The sequence below is a fragment of the Paenibacillus sp. genome (assembly GCF_048976745.1).
Lineage (GTDB): Bacteria > Bacillota > Bacilli > Paenibacillales > Paenibacillaceae > Paenibacillus.
In genome coordinates this window covers 271,171-295,640 of record NZ_JBHGUU010000023.1, presented here as the reverse complement: position 1 = coordinate 295,640, position 24,470 = coordinate 271,171, and the positions used below count along the sequence as shown (strand labels likewise).

General features: G+C 48.5%; 25 protein-coding genes. 2 read left to right on the top strand and 23 right to left on the bottom strand.

What is annotated here, in order from left to right; all coding sequences use genetic code 11:
• Positions 1–24 precede the first annotated feature (24 nt).
• The 14 genes from ACE3K2_RS25755 to ACE3K2_RS25690 form a co-directional block, all read right to left on the bottom strand.
• Positions 25–429 (bottom strand): DUF350 domain-containing protein, encoded by a 405-nt coding sequence (locus ACE3K2_RS25755; protein ID WP_421896766.1) that lies wholly within the window; start codon positions 427–429, stop codon positions 25–27.
• A complete protein-coding gene (locus ACE3K2_RS25750) occupies positions 411–1,814 on the bottom strand; it encodes a glutathionylspermidine synthase family protein (RefSeq protein WP_421896763.1) in 1,404 nt (467 codons plus the stop codon). Before ACE3K2_RS25750 ends, ACE3K2_RS25755 begins: the two co-directional genes overlap by 19 nt.
• A 4-nt stretch (positions 1,815–1,818) precedes the next feature.
• Complete coding sequence (locus tag ACE3K2_RS25745) at positions 1,819–2,103, bottom strand: hypothetical protein (protein WP_036671603.1); 285 nt, start codon at positions 2,101–2,103, stop codon at positions 1,819–1,821.
• A complete protein-coding gene (locus tag ACE3K2_RS25740; protein WP_421896760.1) occupies positions 2,103–2,570 on the bottom strand; it encodes a hypothetical protein in 468 nt (155 codons plus the stop codon). The genes ACE3K2_RS25745 and ACE3K2_RS25740 overlap by 1 nt, the downstream gene beginning before the upstream one ends.
• Positions 2,571–2,874: 304 nt before the next feature.
• The gene (abc-f, locus tag ACE3K2_RS25735) at positions 2,875–4,956 is read right to left on the bottom strand and encodes a ribosomal protection-like ABC-F family protein (RefSeq protein ID WP_421896757.1); all 2,082 of its coding nucleotides are present in this window, start codon (positions 4,954–4,956) and stop codon (positions 2,875–2,877) included.
• Positions 4,957–5,053: 97 nt separating this feature from the next.
• Positions 5,054–5,215 (bottom strand): hypothetical protein, encoded by a 162-nt coding sequence (locus ACE3K2_RS25730; RefSeq protein ID WP_181150888.1) that lies wholly within the window; start codon positions 5,213–5,215, stop codon positions 5,054–5,056.
• 112 nt (positions 5,216–5,327) lie between these two features.
• On the bottom strand, positions 5,328–5,612 hold the full coding sequence (locus ACE3K2_RS25725; protein ID WP_421896753.1) for a hypothetical protein: 285 nt from the start codon (positions 5,610–5,612) through the stop codon (positions 5,328–5,330).
• A gap of 190 nt (positions 5,613–5,802) precedes the next feature.
• The gene (locus ACE3K2_RS25720; RefSeq protein WP_421896751.1) at positions 5,803–6,711 is read right to left on the bottom strand and encodes a ketose-bisphosphate aldolase; all 909 of its coding nucleotides are present in this window, start codon (positions 6,709–6,711) and stop codon (positions 5,803–5,805) included.
• A 60-nt stretch (positions 6,712–6,771) separates the two neighbouring features.
• Entirely contained in the window at positions 6,772–7,863 is a 1,092-nt protein-coding gene (locus ACE3K2_RS25715; RefSeq protein WP_421896749.1) for a PTS fructose transporter subunit IIC, read from the bottom strand.
• A gap of 16 nt (positions 7,864–7,879) precedes the next feature.
• Positions 7,880–8,197, bottom strand: coding sequence for a PTS fructose transporter subunit IIB (locus ACE3K2_RS25710; RefSeq protein WP_192271675.1), 318 nt, complete (start codon positions 8,195–8,197; stop codon positions 7,880–7,882).
• Positions 8,198–8,255: 58 nt separating this feature from the next.
• Positions 8,256–8,720, bottom strand: coding sequence for a PTS sugar transporter subunit IIA (locus tag ACE3K2_RS25705; protein WP_421896745.1), 465 nt, complete (start codon positions 8,718–8,720; stop codon positions 8,256–8,258).
• Positions 8,683–10,710, bottom strand: coding sequence for a BglG family transcription antiterminator (locus ACE3K2_RS25700; protein ID WP_421896741.1), 2,028 nt, complete (start codon positions 10,708–10,710; stop codon positions 8,683–8,685). The genes ACE3K2_RS25705 and ACE3K2_RS25700 overlap by 38 nt, the downstream gene beginning before the upstream one ends.
• Positions 10,711–11,009: 299 nt before the next feature.
• Positions 11,010–12,008, bottom strand: coding sequence for a glycosyltransferase (locus ACE3K2_RS25695; RefSeq protein WP_421896738.1), 999 nt, complete (start codon positions 12,006–12,008; stop codon positions 11,010–11,012).
• An 18-nt stretch (positions 12,009–12,026) separates the two neighbouring features.
• A complete protein-coding gene (locus ACE3K2_RS25690) occupies positions 12,027–13,010 on the bottom strand; it encodes a phosphotransferase family protein (protein ID WP_421896735.1) in 984 nt (327 codons plus the stop codon).
• 160 nt (positions 13,011–13,170) lie between these two features.
• Between ACE3K2_RS25690 and ACE3K2_RS25685 the strand changes: the two genes are divergently transcribed.
• A complete protein-coding gene (locus ACE3K2_RS25685; protein ID WP_421896732.1) occupies positions 13,171–13,761 on the top strand; it encodes a TetR/AcrR family transcriptional regulator in 591 nt (196 codons plus the stop codon).
• A gap of 183 nt (positions 13,762–13,944) precedes the next feature.
• On the top strand, positions 13,945–14,523 hold the full coding sequence (locus tag ACE3K2_RS25680) for an NAD(P)H-dependent oxidoreductase (protein ID WP_421896729.1): 579 nt from the start codon (positions 13,945–13,947) through the stop codon (positions 14,521–14,523).
• Positions 14,524–14,851: 328 nt separating this feature from the next.
• On the opposite strand, the gene nikE is transcribed toward ACE3K2_RS25680, so the two are convergent.
• The 9 genes from nikE to ACE3K2_RS25635 all read right to left on the bottom strand — a co-directional run bounded on the left by nikE (position 14,852) and on the right by ACE3K2_RS25635 (position 24,321).
• A complete protein-coding gene (gene nikE, locus ACE3K2_RS25675; RefSeq protein WP_421896726.1) occupies positions 14,852–15,658 on the bottom strand; it encodes a nickel import ATP-binding protein NikE in 807 nt (268 codons plus the stop codon).
• 161 nt (positions 15,659–15,819) lie between these two features.
• On the bottom strand, positions 15,820–16,626 hold the full coding sequence (nikD, locus tag ACE3K2_RS25670) for a nickel import ATP-binding protein NikD (RefSeq protein ID WP_421896723.1): 807 nt from the start codon (positions 16,624–16,626) through the stop codon (positions 15,820–15,822).
• A gap of 39 nt (positions 16,627–16,665) precedes the next feature.
• A complete protein-coding gene (gene nikC, locus ACE3K2_RS25665; protein ID WP_036606611.1) occupies positions 16,666–17,496 on the bottom strand; it encodes a nickel ABC transporter permease subunit NikC in 831 nt (276 codons plus the stop codon).
• The gene (gene nikB, locus ACE3K2_RS25660; protein ID WP_339305006.1) at positions 17,493–18,437 is read right to left on the bottom strand and encodes a nickel ABC transporter permease subunit NikB; all 945 of its coding nucleotides are present in this window, start codon (positions 18,435–18,437) and stop codon (positions 17,493–17,495) included. The genes nikC and nikB overlap by 4 nt, the downstream gene beginning before the upstream one ends.
• Positions 18,438–18,519: 82 nt before the next feature.
• Positions 18,520–20,154, bottom strand: a complete 1,635-nt coding sequence (gene nikA, locus ACE3K2_RS25655; RefSeq protein ID WP_421896719.1) for a nickel ABC transporter substrate-binding protein — start codon at positions 20,152–20,154, stop codon at positions 18,520–18,522.
• 228 nt (positions 20,155–20,382) lie between these two features.
• On the bottom strand, positions 20,383–21,324 hold the full coding sequence (locus ACE3K2_RS25650; RefSeq protein WP_421896868.1) for a glycoside hydrolase family 113: 942 nt from the start codon (positions 21,322–21,324) through the stop codon (positions 20,383–20,385).
• A 5-nt stretch (positions 21,325–21,329) separates the two neighbouring features.
• The gene (locus tag ACE3K2_RS25645; RefSeq protein ID WP_421896716.1) at positions 21,330–22,367 is read right to left on the bottom strand and encodes a glycosylase; all 1,038 of its coding nucleotides are present in this window, start codon (positions 22,365–22,367) and stop codon (positions 21,330–21,332) included.
• Positions 22,368–22,597: 230 nt separating this feature from the next.
• Positions 22,598–23,431, bottom strand: a complete 834-nt coding sequence (locus ACE3K2_RS25640; RefSeq protein WP_421896713.1) for a carbohydrate ABC transporter permease — start codon at positions 23,429–23,431, stop codon at positions 22,598–22,600.
• 2 nt (positions 23,432–23,433) lie between these two features.
• Complete coding sequence (locus tag ACE3K2_RS25635; protein ID WP_421896710.1) at positions 23,434–24,321, bottom strand: carbohydrate ABC transporter permease; 888 nt, start codon at positions 24,319–24,321, stop codon at positions 23,434–23,436.
• Between the last annotated feature and the right edge of the window lie 149 nt (positions 24,322–24,470).

Sequence of the window (24,470 nt, the reverse complement as noted above, 5' to 3'; positions counted from 1 at the left end):
CTCCATAAAACACTATGTCTTATTTTACATCAAAAATGTACCGATGACGATGGAAACGCCGATGATAATCGAACGCAGCAGTTGCGCTACCGCCATATTGCCTCGTGCGATTTCATCGCAAACTCGCATTTTGGGGGTGAGGAAGTCAAATATAATATAGACCAGGCACAGTACAATAATTCCAAGCACCGACCACAGCAGCATATCCAACCACGAATGCGTTGAGAAAGATACCATGCCCACAATAATACACAATCCCAGCAATTTGCTGCCCATATACATGCCTGCCGCCTCGTTACCTTTGGCGATTTCTTCACTATCGTTATACCGGGTCAACTTGCTAAAAGCGAAATATCCACATACCAATACCACCAACAGAATGCCTACTCCCACCGCCACATTCACGAGGTTTAATCCCAAGTTCTCCATGCCTTCTCCTCCTCATCATTCATCCGTTCACGAACCGCAGCCGCGCAATAATAGGCCATATCTCCGGTTACTTTCTCTCCGACCCGCGGCAGCATGCCTGCCAAACGCCCACCGATAACAAACACTCCTGTAAGCAGATAACCACTGTACGCTCCATCTTCCGTCTCGATCACGACCTGTTCCATCGGAACCAGCTGCTGATAGATTTTGGGCTGATTTTCGTAATAAGCTGTAATTTCCGCTTCATCCTCATCTGCTGCCCCAGTCGCCAGTTTGAATTCCAGCTCCTCTTTAAGAGGATGCTCTATATTCTGCTTTCGTGAAGCATTGTCCGTTCCTCCATCCAGCAAAAGAGTTCCTCTACCCTCCCGTCCCCAATAGCTTTTGGCTACATAGGGCATGGCGTTCAACTGAAAGGGTTCAGCCGAAAAATAAGTTGGCAGCAGATATCGGGAAATCACATCCATTTCTGCTTCATCAAAGAGGGTAAACCCGCAATATTCCGGCGTTTGTTCGTTACGCTCGTAGAGCGACCAGATCGCCGCCATGAAGCCTTTGCTCTGCATGAGCACATGCTGAACAGGATTCATCAGGCCCAGCCGTCCCTCACGTACGAGTTCAAGCAACGCAGCCCCAATGTCCACCCCTGTCGTCTCATCCCGATCATCGATCAGATACTCCAGTGGATAGAGACGGTACAGCAGGTTGATCTCCCGCCCCCTATGGTAAAGTGCCTCTCCCGGAACAATCTCCAGTTCCTCAAGTGCAGCATAAAAGACTTCGTATCCAGCTTCCTGACAACGCTTCATCAAATATGCCGTATTCGTTCGATCTTCGACATGTTCGCCAAAAGAAGTGAACGTCACCGGGCCCTGCAATCCTTGCTCTGTATAGAATTCCAGCCATATCCTGAAACACTCCCGAATACGTGCATCCATCTCGGCAGATGGCCCAGTTAGCGTAGTATCCTCGGCAAGACCGACTAGGATATTTTCCAGAGCAGCAGCCTCCGGTATACCCGTAGGGGTGTCCGTATTATTTTCAATACACTTGGGCCCCGCTTCTCCAATAATCCAGTCCTGACGGGTAATACCTCCAGTTACCATCTCCATACGTGCCGTCGGAATAAGCCCGGGATGGATACCCAGCTGATGCTCCAAAAAGGAATCCGGCATATATTGCTGGATAAATCGCATCACTTTGCAATAAATGCCGTCTACCGCCTCAGCTGCGGTACACAGCTCTTGTATCTCCGAGGGAGAATAAACCGTCAATGCAGGCACACAATATTGCTTCCCGTACATTCGATGATATGGAATCTGTTGTCCCGCTTCACCCTGAAATACCTCTTCATGACTTAACGGCAATTGAACCACTTGCCTCATCCGGTTATCCTCCCGAACTGCGGAAGAAGCTACCGAAGCCGCTTGATTTGGACTTGGATTTGCTATAGGAGCTATTACTGTCCTTGTTGCTTCGATACGACGACCCACCGTAGTAGTAGTGCCCACTGCTGGAATCATATTCACATCCGGTATCATACTCCGGGTCACATTCATCATTGTTGCTGCCACAACCGGATAACACGGCAGGAACCGCCAGCATCAGGGAGAAAGCAACCAGCTTCGCTTTAGATCCGGGTTTGGATGCTTGCCCCCGCTCTTGGTCACTCATCACAGATCCACCTCTTTCATATAAAACAACACTTTCTTGCGATCCGCATCCAGTACCGAATACAGGAATTCATACGTCTTGCCATCACGAACCATGTAATGGTCCAACAGTTGCTCGGCAAGTTCCATCGTATAGGTGGATGACGCTGTGAGTTCCAACTCCTGAAATGAACGTCCACTCCACAACATATACTCTGCACTGTACATGGAAGACATTTTGCACATCGCCAGGGCAGCATCCGCAATGGCTGCACCGTACTCGTCCGGCATCTGTTGTTCATACGCCGTCACGTATACCGCATGTTCCCGCCCATCTTCGCATTCATTGGACAGATGCGCCCAGAGTTTGTTTTTCACCAAGGTGGCGTCCACCAGTTTGCGCATGAACAGTTCATCCCGCGTGACTGAAGTCTGTTCCAGCACCCCTGTCTCCGCCTGTCGATCATCCGACCAACTCCGATACGTCAATGAATAATAGATACCGATTACCTCCCTTTCTGCAAGCTCTCAGGTGAGCCGTTTCCATTCATACCAACGTATTTAACGCATGTGGAGGAAAAAAGTTACACTAATCCAGTTGTATTGAGTTATGAAATTGATTCGATTCACCATGACATGTAAAAAATAAGAACCGGTTGTCGCACAATTTTTGATTAACAAAGCTTGAAAAACAGGCAGATTCCGCGTTTGGTATGTTTTAATCCCGCTCCAAAAAGGTCGGAGAAGATTCTCCGACCTTTTTGGTTCCATCTTATGCATATGCCATTCGAACTTATAACTCCGCCCACTGGGCCAATACATCATTATATTTAGCGGACAATTGCTCGCGATCATTCCAGATTTGTTCCAGTTCAAGCGGATTGTTCTGCACCGTTTCCAGTTGTTGATCCAGCGCCTGAATCTGTACCTCAAGACGAGCCAAGGTCTGTTCCAGCTTCTCCGCAGACGGTTGGTTGCCATTGCCATTTCTATGATTCGATGAAGCTGCTGCCGAAGGGGTCAACACCTTACTTGATCCTGTGGAAACTTCGTGATCACCACTTCCATCGGTAGCCGCAACGGTGGAGCCATTCATTGACGAGGTTGCTTCGGCCCTTTTCCCTGATCTGGCAGTCCCGCCGGCCGCCGACGCTAAACCTGATTTCACCTCTGACTTGGCGCTCCCACGAGAAGAAACAGCTGCTCCTGCTGAAGCCTGACCTGTCGCCGCCGAACGAGCTTGCATATCAAGCTTCTTCTCGCGATACGCTTCATAGTCTCCGAGATAAGCGGTCATCTGACCGTCCTCCAGTTCCCAGACGCGGGACGCCAGGCGATTGACGAAGTACCGATCATGCGAGATGGCAAGTACGGTTCCTTCAAAATCAACCAACGATTCTTCCAGCGCTTCTCTGGATGCGATATCCAGATGGTTGGTCGGCTCATCAAGCAGCAGTACATTGGGTTTGCGTTGAACCAGCAGAGCCAGACGCAGGCGCGTCCATTCCCCGCCGGATAACTGTCCCACCGAGCGGAACACATCCGCGCCATAGAATAGATATCGTGCCAGAATCCCGCGAGCCTCTCCTTCCTCCACGCCCGCTTCGAGACGGAAGTATTCAAGTACGTTCAGCTTGGGATTCGCAGGTTCCTCCTGTTGAGCCAGATATCCCACATCCACACGAGCTCCCCACTCCAGCTTACCCGCATCGGGTTGCTCGTCTCCAAGCAATAGCTTGAACAAGGTCGTCTTGCCGGAACCATTGCGGCCAATAAGTGCAATTTTATCGCCATATTCCAGCAGACCCGAGATCCCACTTAGAATTGCACGCTCGCCATAACTCTTCTCCACTTGTTCCATAACAACCACCCGTTTGCCCGTGCGGTCTGTAGGACGTACATCGAAGTCTGCGCTGCGGCGCTCCAGCACAGGACGTTTCACCTGTTCCATCCGTTCCAGCGCCTTTCGCATGGAAGCGGCCCGCCGGAAGAACTTCTCGTTCCCACCAACTCGGCCCCACTCCTCCAGTTGGCGGATCGTTTCTTTCATTTTTTTGATAACCTTCTGCTGCTCCTTGAACTCCTCGAATTGCTGCAACAGCCGTTGTTCTTTCACTGCCATATATTCCGTATAACCGCCAGCAGCCGTTTCCGCTTCCCCATCCTCCAGCTCCAGCGTTCGATTCACCACCCGATCCAGAAAGTAGCGATCATGCGAGATCAGGACAATGGTGCCCGGGTATTCTCGTAAAAATCCCTCCAGCCACTCGACCCGCTCCAGATCAAGATGGTTCGTTGGCTCATCCAGCAATAAGAGGTCGGGTCTGACGATTAGCTGTGAAGCCAGCACGACCCGAGTCTGCTCCCCACCGGACAGCGAACCAAAGCGCCAATCATAATGTGCCTTGGCGATATCCAGACCGTCGGCCACCTGATCGATCCGGGCATCCATTTCGTATCCACCCTCACGCTCAAACTGGTCTTGCAGCGCTGCATAACGTTTCAACAGGCGCTCCAATTGATTAGGGTCTCCTGCACATGCCGGATCCGACATTTGTTGCTCCATTTCCTTCATTTGCGTGCGACATATCATAAGCTCCTTGAATCCAAGGCTCAGCACATCCAGAACGGTATGGTCATCCAGTCCTTCTGGAACTTGTGCCACGTAACCGATTCGTGTATCTTTTTTGATCATCAATTGCCCTTCATCCGGCTTGTTCAGTCTTGCCATCAGGCGCATAAGTGTTGTTTTGCCGCTTCCGTTGCGGCCGATCAGAGCGACCTTGTCGCCCTCCATAATTTCAAACGTAATGCCGTCCAGCACCAGATGTGCTCCGTGGTATTGCGTCAGTTGTTGCGCGCTAATCATCATCATAATAAGGTTCCTCCTATAGTTGGAAGATCCTGACCGCAACACAAAAAGAGCCGCAGGAGGTTAGCTCCGCGGCCCTTCAGAATTCAAGCAATATAGCTTATCGTCCGAATGAGGTCAAGGCAGGCATCTTCTCGCACATGTTAACTTCCGTATATTCAAAATTGGACAGACTTCTCCCGTTGGTCAGAAAAGTATGAACAATGCCAGCCATAGCAATCGGCAGCTGGCTAATACGGTTGTTAAGCATCTCGTGATTCACCTGTCTTCACCTCCCTTGTCATAATTAATGTCAATATATCACAGACGGATGCATTCCTGCAACCAGCCCATCGCCCAATTCACCTTCATTGTACAGGCAGTTACTGCTCTGATTAGTTCCCGCCCCGTCGCCGAAGCACCACATCCCTGATCGCCACCGTAATGAGTGTTAACATTCCTGCCGTACCCAGTGATACGCCGAGTAGGGCATATCCGATACCGTTCCACCCGCCCATATCAATGCTGATCATGATTACAACGGCACCGCCGAGCAAGGCCACACATGGCAATATATATTGTACCCACGTCATTCGCCGTCCTTGTAACCGGTAGATAAGCCATTCAATCAGCAATAATGCGACCCAAATAAGGAGTGTCAATATAATAAGGCCTTTCACTCATACTCCCCTCCTTCTTTACACATTCTCCGAATGTACATTGACGCCAGGCATTCTGATACGTGTAGAGTTTATCACATAATGAAGCCCACCATTCACGATAAATAAAATTCGGGAATGGTGGGCTTCAGGAAGGCTCCGAGGGATGAAATGCGAATCGTTCGTATGGTGCTTTGCCCCGCCAGCAGGCTTAGTAAAGGCTCACACTTTCAGCCTGACGTTGCTCATAACGCAGCCCTTTATACAAGTTTGCCTTGCCCGCGGAATTGAACAGATTCATTTTATAACGAATGACATTTTGAGCCTCAACAATGCAGTCTGGGTAAATGGCATTTGGGTCCCATAATTCCGTGGTGCTTAAAATTTCACGAGCTTTTTTGAAGTATGCATGTTTCATATCGCTGGAAATATTGATTTTACATATCCCCAACTGAACGGAGTCGGAGACCTCCTGATCAGGATTGGCAGATCCCCCGTGCAGAACGAGAGGGATGTCTACCAATTGATTGATTTCTCTCAGAATATCCATTTGCAACTCCGGTTTAATATGTTTGGGATATATGCCATGGGCTGTACCGATGGCCACCGCCAATGTATCGATTCCCGTCCGTGCCACAAAGTCCTCCGCCTGGGCCGGATTCGTGTAAGTTACTACAGATACACCGCCCTCGATAGAATTACCGGTCTGTCCAATCGTCCCCAATTCCCCCTCAACAGATACGCCGACGGCGTGTGCAAGCTCCACCGCCTGTTTAGTAATAGTCACATTGTCTTCATAAGGGAGCAGAGAACCGTCAATCATGACAGAAGTAAATCCACACTTGATCGCCCGGATGATATCAGCAATGGACCCACCATGATCAAGATGGATCACCAGTGGAACATGGCTGGCATGTGCACGCTGGCTGGCATATGCGAAAAATTCATCCGTCAAAAATTCAAGCTCTGTCGGGTGAATGGCGATGATGGCCGGGGAATTGGAGTGCTCCGCCTCCTCAATCACAGCTCTCAAAAATGTACTGTCTGCCACGTTAAATGCTCCCACCGCGAATTGGTGTTCCTTGGCTACTTTAAGCAGTTCCTTCATCGTAATCAACATGAGGCACATCTCCTTTAGATGAGTTTAATTAAATTGTAAGCGCTATCTATATGGCGGGTATTACTCCACTTTGAACACAATGTCATCGAAGGTTACACTTTCGTCTTCGGTATCGTCGAATTCTTCATCCATCGCCGTAACTGGCTTCTTCAATAAAGATAAGGTTACACCGCAGATTCCGGTTCCAATGAGAAGAGACAACATAAACAGCCATGGATGGGTGAAAAGGGGTACAACGAATAATCCCCCGTGTGGCACCGGAGCCTCAACGCCCCAAATCATAATCAATCCACCAGCTACCGCTGAGCCGATGACACAGGAAGTCACCACCCGGATCAGATCCCTTGCCGCAATCGGAATGACACCCTCCGTGACCATGCAGATTCCCATCGGGAATGCAGCCTTTAACGATTCTTTTTCTGCTGCCGTATATTTGTTTCTCGTCAGGAAATACGATAGGGTAATCCCCAATGGTGGAATAATGGAGCCGACAAACTTGACAGCCTCAGGCCCATAGATACCTTGGACTAACATCCCATCGGCAAACAGTGACATCGTTTTATTCACAGGTCCTCCGAAGTCAAAGGTGGCCATCAAGCCCAGAATGGCACCTAAAACAAATTTGGACCCCCCCTGCATCGATTCAAGCACATGGGTAAGACTGTCCTGTAACCAGACAATTGGCTGACCAATGACAAGAAAGATACCTAAACCAGAGATCAATGTAGCCAGAAACGGAATAACGAGAACAGGCATTAATCCTTGCATGGACTTTGGCAGCTTCACATATCTACGGATACCGAGTACGACATAACCCACCAGAAATCCGCCCAGCATCCCACCAATGAACCCCGCTTGAATCTGACTGCATATGAAACCAACAATTAATCCTGGAGCAATTCCGGGACGGTCCGAGATCGAATAAGCAATCGCTGCGCAAATTAAAGGGACAACCAGCCCCATGCCCCAACCGCCGATCTGGTTAATCATATACGGAATGGTACCTTCCGCCTTGCCTACATCGGCCCCTCCCAGAATTTGTCCCAGCGCGATACACAGCCCTGAAGCAACGATCAAAGGAATCATATAGGAAATGCCTGTTAACAGGTGACCTTTGATGACTGAACCTGCGTGATTGGATTTTGCGCTCATCGCCCTGCCTCCCTTGTTATGAGGATACCCCTAAAGACTGCTCCACCTTTTCAATGAATTTAATTGGGGCTTTAATGACCGTCTCGGTTTTGACTCGAATGATCCGTTTGCCTTTGAACCTTTCTTCTCCACCGATTTTGATATCTGCAGCCACAATGACAACATCAGCTGCCCTGATCTCTTCCCTAGAGAGCTCGTTTTCTGTTCCTATGGTGCCTTGGGTCTCTACTTTAATCTCATGACCACGCGCTTTAGCACCTTTGATCAATTTTTCCTTGGCAATATACGTGTGGGCAATACCAGCAGTGCACGCGGCTACGGCTACAATGTTCATCAGAATCCCTCCAAATGATGTATTGTGCTCCATATTAAAATTCCTGAATTGCCATGTTCTACGATACGCTCTCTCTGCTAGCAAAGAGCTCCATAATTTGGGCCGAGTCCGACTCATGCATCAAACGTTCCAGCACCTCTTCATCTGCGAGCATACTCGCAACTTGGACCAACAGCTTCATGTGGGTTGTATTTCGGTCTACAAGCCGTACAGCAAACAGAATAACGACATGGACAGGTTTGCCGTCCAGGGTCTCCCATTCAAGGGGGTGCTCTGTTCGTCCGATGGTGAGGGAGGTCTTGAGGACGGCCGCCGATTTGCCATGAGGGATCGCAACGTGGTTCTCCAGGCCAGTCTGACCCTCTTCTTCTCTTAAATAGACGTCTTTGATAAACTCTTCTTTGGAGGAAAGGGCGCCTTCCTTTGCAAGCAGATCCGCCAATTCCTCGATGGCTTCATCCTTGGTTCGTGCTTGTAGATCCAGCTTAATCAACCGTTCGTTGATAATCTTGGTTATATCCATAATGGTCCTCCTCCTGATCGTGCTTGGACTGTAATATCTCGAAAAGCTCTTGTGGTGTAGTTACTCTCATGATCTGTTCATACATGCGCCTGCACATCAACAAGCTTTGTATTTCTATCAATAATTCAGTTAGTGGCCCATCATTCAAGAAAGCGATTACAATTTCCAGTCTGCAATTGCTCGGTTCCCCTTGAATGACATTAAAACCGACGATGGGATTGACGTTCACATCACTGCGGATCAGGAAAACCGACAAATGGTTATTCAGCTTAGCCTCGGCAAATGTCCGGTTCTCCAGATTAGCGCCTACGTGTTGGAGTATGGATGCAAACAGCTTCAGACGGGATGCTGTACCTTCTGTATATTGTTCCTTCGTATTTGTTTCAATCTGTACATAAGATGGGTGGAAGTACGCCCTGAGCAGTGGAAACGAAAACACCCTGCTTTGATGTTGATTCAACCTCTCCTCGTTAAACTTCGCTTTTATTAAGCTGACATCCGTGTCATTTAATAGCGCCGAGACATACACAACTGGCAAGTCATGATGCTCCAGTTTCACGGTTGATATAATCAGATCAATGTCCGTCCAATCCTCCATACGCTTGAACCAGCTTGTCGAAATGACATCAACGACTTCCCATTCGGGAAATGAACGATTGATCCGGTTTTTCAGCAAGTGAGATGTCCCTATTCCAGTGGAGCAGACCAGAATAACTCTTTTCTTTTTACTGCTTTTCTCAATGGATGCCTGAAAATAAAGGACCAGGTAACTTATCTCATCATCACTAAACGAATTCAATCCGCAGGCTTGGGCCATGGGCAGCATCCCCAAACGGACCAGAGAGAATATCTCGGCATACGCCTCACGTATATCCTCCAGCAGAGGATTATGAATGGAAATGTTGTATTTTAGACGATTCAGCATCGGTTTGAAATGAATGATCAGACCCTTGTACAATTGTTCATCTGTTGTGAGATCACGCCGGATCATCCTGGATACAGTCTGAATTAATTCCTTGACCATCGCTTTAGACTCTGGACAAACCTTGTCCATCAGACCTGACAACTCAAGATTAAGGGACGGAACACTCATGCCTGATGAAATCAGATATTGATAGATGAAATAGATCTCTTCACTGGGTAATTCCAATCCGCATAGCTCACTGATTTGTTGGGCCATGGCTTTTGCGATGGAATGTACATGAGGGTCAGTTATGGGATGATCAGGAATGCCGTCAGCCAATCGAATGACCTTGCCACTCTTCAGTCTGCGGATACAAATCAGCAGGTGAGTCAGCAGGTTGATGTAATAGGGATCACCTATGGTATATCCTAATTGCTGCTCGGTTTCCTCCAGAATACGTTGGATCCCTTGAACTGAATCGTAGCCAAAATGTTCTATCAACTCAACGAGTGTGTTACCATCAATCCGAGATTCATCCTCTTGTTCTCCCGCCCGTTCTTCACTCACAAGTTCATTAATGAGAGAAGCCATGGCTTTGCGAATGTTAATTTCTGAACCGATCAGACGGGTACCGAGCTGGCTTTTTTCCAGTCGGAGCTGAAAGGGTTCAATTCGTTCTTCAATGGCCTTGAGATCATTCACAATCGATGCCTTGCCAATAAAGTATTCTTCTGACAGCTTGTTAATCGAGGTTTCCTCAGGAGAATCATATAATAAATTCGTCAATATTTTGATTCTCCTCGCCTCTACGGAAAGGGTTGTCACCACCCTTTTTCCCGAAGTCCATTGCGTTCTCCTCAGCTCCATCGTCTGTTCCTGGGTTAAAGCCAGCGCAATACCTCTTCCCGGCTTCCGTTCGAGGCGAATTCCGCGAATATGCAAATTGTGTTCCAAGGCGTTTAGTTCCCTGTAAATCGTTTTTTCCGACCAGTTCATGTGACCGGCTATTTCTTTGACCGGAACGAAATCCCTACGCTCCAATAGAAAATGCAAAATCTGATATTCTCTCGGAGATAGCGCTTTCATTTGAGGATCACTCCTTCCTTACGCTCACAGCATAACACTCGTATTTTTTTTGTTAAATACTAAAATATGTCCATTTCATTCGGGTCAAAATAATATACCCCCCTGTTGATCGCTATCAGAACGCCCGTTGATTTAGGGATAACAAAAAGGCTTCTGATCGGATTGCCTACCCGATTAGAAGCCTTTTTGTCTCTGTTTTCGATCCACCAACTGAATGTGTAATCGTTGCTCGTCCTACCCTTATTGCTCAAGTTGATCTACCATAACCTCAAGCCGGTTATATCTGCATACATATCGAATCACTTCAACCAATCTGAGAAAAAGTTCCGGTATCCTTCCTTCATCCTCGTGCGCGAAAAGGCACCAAACGCATACTCGCGGTTGTCTTCCGAAACACTGCGCGGCGCAGCCGCAGCCATGTTCACCAGTTCGAACCAATTGTCCTCATTGCCTGCAAAGGCATGCGTGGATCGAATGTGACCGTAGCAGGCATGCTCCGGCTTCACGACCATTTTGCCCATCGCCATCGCTTCGGTCAGCGGCATCGCAAACGTATCAAAGGCCGAACAGTTCCAATACACCTTCGCAGAATTCATCAACGTAAAGATCTCATCCTGTGTGAGCGCAAACTTCAGCTTCACGTTGGCAGGAATGTCATACTTCTTCATGGTTTCCTTATAACGCACGCCGCCGAATACCATGTACACTTCCTTGTCCGGGTTCTGCCGGGCGTACTCCAAAACTAGATCCGGGCGACGGTTCGCCTCATCCCGACCGATCCAGAGCACCCGATTATGCACGACCTGGCTCGGGTCATAGTGCCGATTCGCCAGCTCTTCGCTAAAGCCAATCGGGATGACGTTCACGTCATGTACACCAAAATTGCGGCCCAGTTCTGTTTTCAAAAACTCGGTCTGCACAATTGCTTTATCCACCATCGTATAAAAAGGCTTCATCATCTCATATCCCGTCAGCGCGGGATCGGGGAAACTGTGGGGGAACAATACACTCTTTGGTAAGAACATCTTCAAAAACGTAAACCCGGATACGGTGTAGATGACATGCTCTATATGTTGGCTATGAATCTGGTCCAGCACGATATCGTAGTTCACCAGATCACCTTTCTCATGCTCATAACCCGGCAACCAGTCGTATCCGCTGACATGACGTTCCGGCGAGATGAACACAATATCCACACCCAGCTCCAGACCAATCTGCTTCAGCCGATCCGCAAATACGCGTGGCCCCTGTGCTTCTGTGAATTGAATTTTACGCATAACAAGTCCGACTTTACGCAAGCTTCTCACCCCTCATTTCTATTCCTCACTCATCTGCTTCATGCACTGTTCCAGCGTCGCCGCCGTCTCAAGCCACTGGTTACGCAGTTGTTCCTTTGGCCACACACATTCCTCACTCCTCAGGTCACCGTCAATCAAATGCAGCATCCAGAGTGAGAATACAATAGCATAGGCGTTGTACCATTCTGCAAAAGAAACCCGTTCAATCTGTACGCCAAGGCTCCCCAGCTTGTCCAGATACACATCTATAACCCGCTCTCGCAAAGCAGGCGTAACCGTTCTGGGAAACAGCGGATGTGAGAGATCCACCAGATGGACTACATCCCACAGCGGTGTATTCAGATGGGCATGCTCCCAGTCCAAGACGACCAGTCTGCCGTCCACTTCCGCCAGATTACCGGGATGCAAGTCTCCATGGCACAGAACGGTAGGAAGTTCTTCCTCAGCTGTGAGGATCAACATGGTAATTTTGTCCCAATCCGATGAAGACAACTGCATATCCAGCTTAGACAACAGGTCATCCGTAGATTGTCTGTGCATCTGCAACTCATCCAACATGGTGTGAATAGACGGTTTCTGGCCCACGCGAGGCAGCTCACTCCAATCCGTAACAGACAACGCATGCCACGTTGCCATATGTACCGCTACCCCAAGCATTGTCTCTTCTTGTGAATCATGCATCAGTTGCCCCAGATCCTCGTAGATCATCCAGCTCTGTGCCGGGTCAGTGGTAAGATCCGACGCTGCAATGAGCTGCGGATAAATCGGTGGCAGGCCTAACATTACACGCTCGTACATCCATCGTTCCCGTCCATGCTGTGCAGGATTCGTCAGTGGTTTAAAAATATAACTTCCACCAGTAGGAACAGTGAATCGCTCCACATATCGTCCGTTCATTCCTTGATACAACTGTTCGCGGCTTGTTATATAGTGATCATTCAGCATTCCTTTGGGTGTCACCCAGCTGTATGCATCCGTCTCTTCTTTCACGCTATCCACCATCCGTTTCGTTCTTCCTGCGGCTCCGATGTTGATTTCTATTCATCATACGTTGCCTCTCTCAAGCCTGCAAGCTTTGTTCGTAAGCGCTTATTCAGTGTCGCAATTTAACGTTTCAAAATTGCTTGTTGCATTTTGGTTAGTAATCACTTACTATACAATCATGAAGAACAAATCTCATGTGGATAGCAAAAAGAAAGATATCCTACAAGCGGCGATGCGCTTGTTCGCAACCAAAGGCGTTGACGGCATATCCGTCAAAGAGATCGGTGACGCCGCCGGAGTAACCGATGCGGCGATCTACAAACATTTTAAAAACAAAGATGCCGTTGCACTGGAAGCCTTCACCCAATACTGCGTCGACTATACTTCACTGATTGACGGATATGTTCGACAGGAAGGTCCGGTGCTGGAACGCTTCAAGCAACTGGTTACCGAGGTTCTCCATCTGCATGATGAAGATCCCTACGGGCTGCTGCTGATTTCACAGAATCATGAAATATTTATTGAAGCTGGAAGCAGCGAGGATTACCGTCAGCCATTGGATGCGTTAATGGATCTGATCGATCAGGGAATCTTGCGGGGTGAACTGCCTCAGCAGGATTCACGGCTCACAGGCGTTCTGGTGATCGGTGCAATTACACGCATGGCGGTCTCCAGTATGCAAGGTGAACTGCCGGAGCTGTTGGTACCTTACACTGGGGAGACGGTTCACCGACTTGCATCGATGTTGGGAAACGTACCTCAGGAGTAACAATGGAGATGGGAAGCCATTCGCCCACGCAAATTCCAAAAAAGGTTCAGAGTTGCACGTTATAAAAAGAGAATCGTCAACATACCATCAATACGAATGGATTACCAGGTCACACGTGACCTTTTCTTTTTGCACATGAGGTTAGTGTTCATTAACTAAAATAGTCAGGAAGTGTCATCTCCAATGAAGAAAATATTAATTATTCAAGGCAACCCCGTTTCCCCAAGTTATAACGGCGCAATCGCCGAGGCTTACCGTAAAGGTGCGGTTCAAGCCGGCGCCGACGTTCGCATGATCACCCTGAACGAACTGACGTTCAACATGAATCTGGAGGGAGGATATCGCAATAAACTTCCACTCGAACCGGATTTGCTGCAAGCCCAAGAATTGATTAAGTGGGCTGAGCATCTCGTATGGGTGTTCCCAATCTGGTGGGGAGGACCACCAGCCCTGCTGAAAGGTTTTGTTGACCGAATCTTCATGCCAGGTTACGCCTTCAAGTATCAAAAAGGAAAACCTTTCCCGGATCAACTGCTCAAAGGCCGCACCGCTCGCATGATCACCACCATGGATGGTCCGAGCTGGTACTTCAAATGGTTCCAGGGTGAGCCAGCACACAAGATGATGAAAATCTCCACATTTGGACTCACCGGCATCAAACCTGTGCGGATAACAACTGTAGACCAAGTTGGAAAGAAGTCAGATGAACAAAGAAAGAATTGGCTGGATAAGATTGAACAGCTTGGGCGGAAGATGGGGTAAAAGATTTCTGCAAGAAGCCTTCATCGAAAGTAAAGGCTTCTCTCCAGATGTTCACCTTGTAAGTTAAATCAAAGATCTGGGGATATACGTAATTCAGAGGTAGTCCTGTTTTTCGCGAAGCGCAATTGTAATTTTAGTTTAATTTATATCAGAAAGCAGAAAATGTGCCTAATCCCAGTTACAAAAAAAGGGCTGTCCCCTACGTCTTGTTCAAGATGTAGGGGACAGCCCTTTTAGCATTCATTATGGTCTAACGAATCGTAGAAGTCTTATTTCCTCAATCTGTACATCATTTAGCAGTTCTCCACTGGTTTGCACAGGAATAACTTCACTGAGGTTTAAACGAAATACGACCCGATGGATGCTCAGGCAAAATAGCTGTAACCAACTGCCGCACAGCTGGATGATCCGACTGCATCACCGAATCCCCCGCATCACCGCTATAGACCAGCCTTCCCTGATCCATTACCGCAATGCGGTCACAGATCGTCATGGCGGCCCGGATATCATGTGTGATAAAGAGGTACGACAACCCGTAGGACGCTCGTAACTCAGCCAATAATGATAGGATTTGCGTCTGATGCACCATATCCAGGCTGCTGATCGATTCGTCCAGTACGATTAACTTGGGCTTGAGCGCGATGGCTCGTGCGATGTTAATTCGCTGTAATTGACCGCCACTGAACTGGTGCGGAAGCTTGCTCCCATCCTCAGGTGTAAGCCCAACCTGCTCAAGCAGTTGTCCGACCACACGAAGTTGTTCTTTGGCCGACAATCGCTCGTAATTATCCAGCGGCTCACCGATGATCTGCGCGGCAGTCATGAGTGGATTCACAGCCGAGTAACAGTCTTGAAACACGACCTGCAGATCACGTCGTAATCCCTTGAGCACGGATTTGCTGGAGCGGTAGATATCCTGTCCTTGAAATAAAACCTGGCCTTGGCTGGGCTTCTCCAGACCAAGAATAATTTTGCCCAAGGTACTTTTCCCTGCCCCGCTCGTGCCCAGCAGTCCCAGACAAACACCCTTTTCAATCGTAAGTGAAATGTCTGCCAGCACAGGAGGACGCGCTCCCGAACGATCCAGCCAATTCCGTTTGCCATAGCTATGGCTTACTCCACGTACCTGAAGCATCAGGTCATCCTCCTCTCTTGTACTTGGCAGAATCAATCTCCGAAGATGACGAAATTACACATCACCATGCCCATTCCAACTCTACGACTACCCACTCAAAATACAGTTCATACCCGCTCTACATATACTCTCACTGAACGATTCATCCCACATGTCATTCGCTATCGTCTCAAAGACATACCAGGTCTGGCATTTAACAACATCCGGGTATACTCATGCTGCGGCTGATCGAACAGTTGGTACACATCCGCCTGCTCCACAATTCGCCCCTTCTGCATGACCGCGACTTCATCGGCCATTTGTGAGATCACGCCCAGATCGTGGGAGATAAGTAAGATGGATGTGCCGTATTCCGTACGTAGCCGATCCAATTCCTGAAGCACCTTCAATTGATTTACGACATCCAGTGCCGTCGTTGGTTCATCCGCAATAACCAAAGCCGGTCGCAGGCACATCGATATGGCGATCATCACCCGCTGCAACATACCGCCACTCAGTTGAAATGGATATCGCTTCATCAGCTTGGCCGGTTCGGGTAAATTCATATCTGCCAAGGCAGCAATGGCCCGCTCTCTTGCCGCTGCTTTGGACATTCCGGTATGCGTACGCAAGGTTTCAATGAATTGAGATCCGATCGTATATACGGGTGTAAAAGCATTCATCGGATTCTGCATAATAAATCCGATGTCCTTGCCGCGGATGCGCCGCATCTCCTCACCTGACAACGAGCCAAGCTCCCGTCCATTCAGGTGGATGCTGCCCGACACTTCCATCCTGCGCGGATCAAGCAGATGGAGCAACGCGTTACATGTAACGGTCTTGCCGCTGCCACTCTCACCGACGAGACCGAAGACACGACCTTTTTTTAATTCAAAATCAATGGGCTCCAGTAACGGGACTGAACCCTCCGCTGTTCTTAGATTCACTTGCAGACCACGAACTTCGAGTACCTTCGCTGCATCATCCATCGTTACGTTCACCTCTCATATGCCTTCGATTCCGAACCACTACCTTTTTGCAATGCCATAACGCTCGGATAACGCTTCTCCCAAAATGTTGAACGTAATGACTACCAGCAGAATCAATGCACCCGGGTAGATCATCAGCTCCGGATGACTGCGAATATAACCCGTTCCTTCATGAATCATGGCGCCCCATTCTGCATTTGGTGGTTGAATACCGAGTCCTAGAAAGGACAGTGCAGATATATCCATAATCGCCCAGCCCATTTCCAGCGTGCCCATTACAACGATCGGACGCTGTACGTTGGGGATGATATGTTTGCGAATAATTGTCCACGAGGAGGAGCCACTAATCCGCGCCGCGGCGATAAAATTCCGTTCCTTCAGACTTACGACCATATTCCGGCAGATGCGTGCATAATACACCCACTGCACCATCATGAGTGCTAGAAGCACCTGCATCAGACCTGGACCAAAAATCCCCACAATACCCAGCACAAGCACCAGATTCGGAAACGCCATAATGCCTTCACACAAGCGCATCAACAGACTGTCCACCCAGCCACCAAGGTAACCGGAGATTGAACCTACAATGACACCTATGAGCAAAGAAGACAGAAAGATCAGGGTGGCAAATCCGAGCGATACCCGAGCTCCATACATCAGTCTGGTGAGATTGTCGCGTCCCAGATGATCCGTTCCCAGCCAATGCTCAAGCGATGGACTCGCCAGCTTCTGCAACAGATTCACCTTCACAGGGTCATGAGGAGCAATCCATGGAGCTAGTAACGCGATCACGAAGAAAAGCAATATGATCACCGAGCAGATCTGGATGGCTCTCTGTCCTTTAAATACCGCACGCCATTTGTTTATCAATGTTCTGCCCGTCCTTTCGCTGAAATCCGTGGGTCCATAACGAGCTGCACCAGATCAACGAGCAGATTGCATACGATGAACAGGCATGCCGCCAGGAAGACATAACATTGAATCACGGGAATATCCCGGTTAAATATCGCATCGACAAAATAACGCCCAAACCCCGGCCAGGAAAACACCTGCTCCACAATAATGGTGCCTGTCAGCAGCTTGCCCATACTCATCCCCATCCCCGTAATAAGGGGCGATATAGCGATCTTCAGGACATGTTTCAGCATAATGACTCGTTCGCGAATCCCGCGTGTTCTCGCATACTGTACATAGGTCTCCTGCAATTGCTCCAGTACACTGGATCGCAGTAATCGGGTGTAGATCGCAATAAGAATCAAGGAGAGTGTAATTGTAGGCAGAACCAGATTCTCCCACGATCCACGTCCTTCCACAGGCAGCCAGTCCAGCTTCACCGAGAAAAAGAAGATCAGCAGGTAGCCGAGCCAGAATTGTGGGATAGATGCTCCAAAATAGGAAATTGCCCGGCTGACCATGTCAATCCAGCTATTCTTGTACACCGCCGCCAGAACTCCCAAAGGAATACTCACCAGGGCCGATAACAATATACTCCAGAAGGCTAGTTCAGCCGTAGCCGGAAGCCTTAATTTCACTTCATCCCATACGGGTTTATTGGTGAGATACGAGGTGCCAAAGTCGAGCTTGGCAATCTTCTGAATCGTATGTGCATATTGGGTTAACAAGGGCTGATCCAGACCGAATTCATGCCGTTTTTGCGCAAGCAGCTCCGGTGTTGGATAGATATGAGCGGCTGTCAGATAAGCCTCGGCCGGATCAACCGGTGAGATATGAATAAGCGCAAAGGTCACAAGTGTAGCGATAAAAACGATAGGAATGATCGCGATCATTCGTTTACCAATATAACCGATCACCAAACGTTCCTCCCTTTTATCAAGCTAAAGCTACATGACCTTACCAGGGCCTTATTACTTTCGAAATTAAAGTCTTTACTACTTATTGGTTGCCCAATTCAATGCCTACAAACGGATTTTCATCACGATTCGCCGGGAAAATAAAGTTGGAAATTTTCTTCTGATATACAGCCGTTTTCTTGATATAAGAGATCGGTACAATCGCCGATTGCTCCTGAAGTGTCTTCAGGATAGAGCCATATAACTCCTGGCGTTTTGTCTCGTCTGTAGATGACAGGGCTGCATGCACCTGATCGTCCAGTTCCTTTTTCATCGGCAACGCACTCAGGGTTTCAGAAATCCCGAATCCAGGGCTCGCCACAACGTTAATGAAGGAATGTGGATCATACGGAGCACCGTAGTTATACCAGAAATACAGGTCGAAATCATTGGCTTTCAAACGTTTGATCTGTACCGTCAGTTCCAGTCCAGTGAGGTTCACTTTAACCCCAAGCTCGCTCCATTCCGCCTGAATGGTCTCCGCCATCGCTTTTTGAATCGGGTCTGTTTTATCAAAAATCATCTCAAAATCAAGCTGCTGCCCGTCTTTCTCACGAACCGCACCACCTGCCGGCAACTTCCAGCCCGCTTCATCCAGTAATGCTTTGGATTTTTCCACGTCATACGTGATCGGTTCCAGGTCTACATTGGTGTACGGGTAGTTTTTGGACAATACGGTATCGGCTGGTTCTTCCAATCCGGAAGTAACACCTTCCACCATCGCCTGTTTATTAAACCCTTGCTGAAGCGCCATCCGCACTCTGACATCGGACAACTTTGGATTGGAAGAGTTCAGCAACAAGCTGCGAGTGCCTACCGGATCAGACAATTGGGTCACATATTCATCATTGTCACGCAGCTCTTGGAACGCATCCAGACTGATCATACCTTCACCATAGATCAGGTCGAGATCACCTTTTTCAAAAGCGAGTACACGGGTCTCACCGTCAGGAATGATCTTAACCGTAATCTGATCTACCTTCGGTGCTGTTCCCCAATAGTTTGGGTTACGCTTAAAGACGGCATATTCGTCCTGCTTGTATTCAGCCAGCATCCACGGGCCCGTTCCAACCGGCTCTTTGATGCCTTGGGAAGTATCTCCGTCATCCGGGAATCCGGCTTCACCCAAGAAGCGGAAAGGACGAACCACAGACAAGTCCTGAAGAACAGGATAATACGGCTCTGTGAGTGTCAATCGGAAAGTATGGTCATCCACAACTTCCGTCTTGTCGAGCACGCCTACAATGCCCAGCCAGCTATGTGTGTCTTTATTTTTCATTACAGCATCAAAGTTCTTTTTCACAATCTTAGCATTAAATGGCGTACCATCTGAGAATTTCACACCTTGGCGAAGCTTGAATGTATATACCTTGCCGTCATCGGAGATGGTCCATGATTCTGCCAGCGCAGGTTCCAGTTTTCCATCCTTCTGGTAACTGATCAGTGGCTCATAGAGCATGGATTGGGCAAATAATTGCGAAGGATTGTACGTATGCGGATTCATTGTACCGATATCACGTGGCCATGACATCGTAATCGACTTCGTAGATGTTTGATCCGAAGCAGCAGATGAGGATTCATCTCCACTTCCTGTATTGCTGCAACCCACAATAACGAATAGCAACAAGAGCATAGTTGCCAGCGTAAGGGCCGAAGATTTGCGATGTTGAACAGACATGGATGTTGAACCCCTTTTCTCTATTTTATGATAATGATTATCATATTCATCCATTAAGAATAGGCAGGAGACCTCCTTTTGTCAACAAAATTCGACATCGTATGCATCCCTATTAAATATGCCAAAAAAGCCCTTCCTTCGGGGAGGAAGAGCCTCTCGACCTGAGTGAGATTCTCATTTAGACATATCACTACAGATTCATCTTCACATACGCCTTCTTGTTTCTCGTTAGACTTCTACCGTTATACCCTCATAAAACCGACGAATGACCTTTTCCGCTGGCTTACCATACACCCCGTATCCGTCGTCAATCAGCGCATCTTTCTCCGCATGCAGATGTGCGCTCCAGTCCCACAGACCAAATCCGCGTACCCAGTCACGCTGACTGACATGCCGGAACATGGTCTCATAGAAACGCTCCTGTTCCTCCGCACTTACTTCACCTTCCAGTCCCCAATCATTCGGTACCTGGGCTGATCCATTGCGGCTGGGGCAACCTGCTTCTGCGAAGAAAAAGGGTTTGCCATAGGGAGCAATTGCCCGCTCAATTCGATCCAGCTGCGCCTCCCAATCTCCGATGGGATAATAACCACTGGAAGAGATCACGTCCACAGCATCCCACCATTTCACATGATCTTCCTGGTATTTGTCCGTATTGTATGACACCAGTCCCGTGTACACTTCACGCACACCAGCGATCACCTCGCGCCACTCCTGGTCCCGACGCTCGGACTGCACCATCTCGCAGCCTACAATGAACATTTCACACTTTTCCCGCTCTGCTATCGCTGCATAATGCTTCTGAAATGCCGTGTAACTGCGGAACCAATCCTTCCACTTCGGCTCGCAAGGCACATCGATATCAAAAAAGTTAATGTGTGCTCGCCATGTGCCATCGGTGCAGTTGACGGTTGGTTTCAGAATGACACGCAGCCCGAGTGTCCGGGCGTAACGCATCATGTCCGCCAGTTCATCATCCTCCACCAGATGTTCACCCCGATACTTGACCTCTACCGCCTGCGGATGATCCTGATGTGCCGCCAATGCAAAAATCACATGTGAACTGCCTGTACGTTCAGCCATCAAGCGCAAGGATTCTTTGGCTTCCGGCTTGCGGAAGTCGCCCCTGCCACTCATCCAGCCAAATGTAAATCCCTTGATATATTCCATGTGCATTACAGCTTGCCCTCTTCGTGGTCTCCGGCGATGACTTCGTCGGTCTCGATCACATAGTTCACGATCTCTTCGACGGTGGTGTACGCCACGCCCACATACGTGTCGGCAGCGCCGTAATAGATGGCGATACGTCCGGTCTCGGCATCATGCAGTGTTGCACACGGGAAGATGACGTTGTCTACGAAGCCTTGCTCCTCATACCATTTTTCCGGTGTAAGTACAAAGTTGGAGGAACGATATTTTACTTTGGACGGTTCATCGAGATCCAGAATGACCGCACCCATGCTATATACCAAGCCGTTACAGGTTCCCGTGACGCCGTGGTAGAACATTAGCCAGCCTTCGGACGTTTCGATCGGAGCGGGTCCGCCGCCAATTTTGACCGATTGCCACCAGCCTTGGCCGCCCTTGCTCATCACATGACGATGCTTGCCCCAATACACAAGATCCGGGCTTTCACTCAGGAAAATGTCTCCGAATGGCGTATGTCCACTGTCACTTGGCCTGGACAACATCACATAGTTATCGTTGATTTTGCGTGGGAACAACACGCCATTACGGTTGAACGGCAGCATTGGATTTTCGAGGCGGACAAATGTTTTGAAGTCATCCGTCTTCGCCAGCCCCAATGCAGCGCCGTAAAAATCAGTACACCAGATGATGTAATACGTATCCTCGACTTTGACCAGACGTGGGTCGTACGCATAGTTCGGCATAAATGGATCGCCATTTTCATCGACAAATACAATGCGTTCCTCTTCAATCGTCCACTCCAATCCGTCCTCACTCGCTCCCATGTGGAGGTGCGGACGTCCATTAACCGTTTCAGCACGGAAGACGCCAATGAACTTTCCTTCATACGGCACAACGGCACTGTTGAAAATACGTGCAACGCCTTTGACCGGGTTACGCGGAACCACCGGATTCGCCGAATGTCTCCACACCGGGCCTTCCGTTCCATCCGGTTTGTTCTCCCACGGCATATTTGGCAAAGCATCCCCAACAATGTGTACGTTTTTTGTTTCAGCAACTGACATTTTCATTTCTCCCTTCGGTTAGGCTTTATGAAATGAACATTTAAACTTACACTAGGTCACTTTGATGACAGAACAACCTTCCGATCGCCGTTATCCCCAGATTTTTCTGATACCCTTATGAAAGGGAAAATCCGGGGATAAATGCGATCACTCCGTTTCTCCAGCTTTTTTCTGTCCTCTTCGTTCTTGTGCATTCTCATTGCATTTCATAAAACCTTTCGTTGTTTCATTTATTTAACAGAGCCTTGTGCGAAGCCGTTATAGATGTACTTCTGTAACAGCAGGAAGATGATCATCGTTGGTATAATGGCGATCATGATGCCGGCACTGATGACCTCCCACTGCGATCCAAAAGGCCCCTTGAATTTGAACAAGGCGGTGGATATGACCTGCAGATCGGTCTTTGGCATGTACAGGAACGGTGTATAGAAGTCGTTATAAATGTTAACGCCCTTCACAATAATGACCGTGACAATGGCCGGTTTCAGCAGTGGCAGAATGATTCTCCAGTAGATCGTGAAGTACGAGGCACCGTCCAGCATGGCGGATTCATCGAGTGCACTTGAGATGGAGCCCAGAAATTGCAGGAAGATATACACCGCGATGATATCTGTACCCAGGTACATGACGATAGCCGCCCAACGTGTGTTGAACAGGTCAAGTGCGTTGATAATCTGGAATGTGGCGACCTGCGTTGTAACACTGGGGATTAGGGTAGCGAGCAGGAATGCGGCGACCATGATTTTCTTGCCTTTGAATTTGAACCGATCCAGCACATACGCAATCATGGAACCTGTTAAGGTTGCACCTATGATGGAAATGATCAGGATAATAATTGTATTTTTGAAACCGACCAGCATGTTGCCATCCACAAAGGCCTTCGTATAGTTCGCAAAGTTCAGCCAGTTGGCTGGTGGGGCAAGCGGGCTGCTGGTCGCATATTCTGCATTCGTTTTGAGGGATGCAAACAGGATGACCACAATGGGTAACAGTGCGATAAACGCTGCCAGAACCAGGGAAGCATATTTAGCCACACTCGCAAGGGTGTATTTGAATGGTGTCACGTTTATTCCTCCCCTTTCATGGTGACGCGCTGCACAAGCGTAACAAGAATAACAATCATGAGCAGCACCACAGCCATGGCGGATGCAAGTCCCAGCTTGCCATATTTAAATGCCAAGTGAACCGTTTGGATGACAAATGTCATACTGCCGTTGGAACCATCGGTCATGATATATGGAATATCGAACGCACTAATTGCGCCGCTAATGGCCAAGATCAGGTTAAGCTGCAGGATGCGCGTAATACTTGGCAGAATGATATGGCGGAATTGCTGCCAGCGATTGGCGCCGTCAATATCCGATGCTTCATACACATCCTTCGGAATGGAGGAGATTGCACCCAGGAAAATAATAAAGTTGAAGCCCATGTATCTCCATACTGATGCGCCTGCAAGTGACACGTTAATAATATTCGGATTACCAAGCCAGAGCTGCGTGTATTGTCCCAGCCCTACAGCCTGCATAAGCATATCGAGTGTGCCGTCCGGTTTGAAGAAAAAGAGGAAGATAAAACCGATGGCTACCCCATTCAGCAAATAAGGGAAGAACAATATGCCCTTGAAGAAGTTTTTGCCTCGGACTTTGAAACTCAGAATGGTGGCAAAGTAGAGCGCCAAACCCATCTGCACAAACGTAGCCGCGAAGTAGTACAAGCTGACAATAAATACTTTGAAATATTCGGGATCACTAAATATGCGCGTATAGTTCTCAAAGCCAACATAATCAAACCTTTTACTGTATCCATTCCAATCGGTGAAACTGTATTTGAACATATTGATGACAGGTAAGTATGCAAACGTGAACAGCAACGCCAGCGGAATGATTGAGAAGGCACAGATGATAAATATGCGTTGCGCTGAGTAACCCCAATTCGAAAGTTTTAAGTACTTCATGCTCTCCACACCTCCAAGCGGTTCTCCCGCCTATATATCGAAAGATTCCCGTCCAGGAAAATTGGGCCGAACAACTGTCGGGGGAGGGCATCCGACATCTTAACTCCAGAACCCAATTGCCCCCTCCAACATGGATTTCCCCATGTGTC

What these genes read in the sequence shown, in the direction of transcription:
- ACE3K2_RS25755 (WP_421896766.1), bottom strand. Translation starts at nt 429, where the DNA reads ATGGAGAACTTGGGATTAAACCTCGTGAATGTGGCGGTGGGAGTAGGC.
- ACE3K2_RS25750 (WP_421896763.1), bottom strand. Translation starts at nt 1,814, where the DNA reads ATGAGGCAAGTGGTTCAATTGCCGTTAAGTCATGAAGAGGTATTTCAG.
- ACE3K2_RS25745 (WP_036671603.1), bottom strand. Translation starts at nt 2,103, where the DNA reads ATGAGTGACCAAGAGCGGGGGCAAGCATCCAAACCCGGATCTAAAGCG.
- abc-f (WP_421896757.1), bottom strand. Translation starts at nt 4,956, where the DNA reads ATGATGATGATTAGCGCGCAACAACTGACGCAATACCACGGAGCACAT.
- ACE3K2_RS25720 (WP_421896751.1), bottom strand. Translation starts at nt 6,711, where the DNA reads ATGTTGATTACGATGAAGGAACTGCTTAAAGTAGCCAAGGAACACCAA.
- ACE3K2_RS25715 (WP_421896749.1), bottom strand. Translation starts at nt 7,863, where the DNA reads ATGAGCGCAAAATCCAATCACGCAGGTTCAGTCATCAAAGGTCACCTG.
- ACE3K2_RS25710 (WP_192271675.1), bottom strand. Translation starts at nt 8,197, where the DNA reads ATGAACATTGTAGCCGTAGCCGCGTGCACTGCTGGTATTGCCCACACG.
- ACE3K2_RS25705 (WP_421896745.1), bottom strand. Translation starts at nt 8,720, where the DNA reads ATGGATATAACCAAGATTATCAACGAACGGTTGATTAAGCTGGATCTA.
- ACE3K2_RS25700 (WP_421896741.1), bottom strand. Translation starts at nt 10,710, where the DNA reads ATGAAAGCGCTATCTCCGAGAGAATATCAGATTTTGCATTTTCTATTG.
- ACE3K2_RS25690 (WP_421896735.1), bottom strand. Translation starts at nt 13,010, where the DNA reads ATGGTGGATAGCGTGAAAGAAGAGACGGATGCATACAGCTGGGTGACA.
- ACE3K2_RS25685 (WP_421896732.1), top strand. Translation starts at nt 13,171, where the DNA reads ATGAAGAACAAATCTCATGTGGATAGCAAAAAGAAAGATATCCTACAA.
- ACE3K2_RS25680 (WP_421896729.1), top strand. Translation starts at nt 13,945, where the DNA reads ATGAAGAAAATATTAATTATTCAAGGCAACCCCGTTTCCCCAAGTTAT.
- nikE (WP_421896726.1), bottom strand. Translation starts at nt 15,658, where the DNA reads ATGCTTCAGGTACGTGGAGTAAGCCATAGCTATGGCAAACGGAATTGG.
- nikD (WP_421896723.1), bottom strand. Translation starts at nt 16,626, where the DNA reads ATGGATGATGCAGCGAAGGTACTCGAAGTTCGTGGTCTGCAAGTGAAT.
- nikA (WP_421896719.1), bottom strand. Translation starts at nt 20,154, where the DNA reads ATGTCTGTTCAACATCGCAAATCTTCGGCCCTTACGCTGGCAACTATG.
- ACE3K2_RS25650 (WP_421896868.1), bottom strand. Translation starts at nt 21,324, where the DNA reads ATGGAATATATCAAGGGATTTACATTTGGCTGGATGAGTGGCAGGGGC.
- ACE3K2_RS25645 (WP_421896716.1), bottom strand. Translation starts at nt 22,367, where the DNA reads ATGTCAGTTGCTGAAACAAAAAACGTACACATTGTTGGGGATGCTTTG.
- ACE3K2_RS25635 (WP_421896710.1), bottom strand. Translation starts at nt 24,321, where the DNA reads ATGAAGTACTTAAAACTTTCGAATTGGGGTTACTCAGCGCAACGCATA.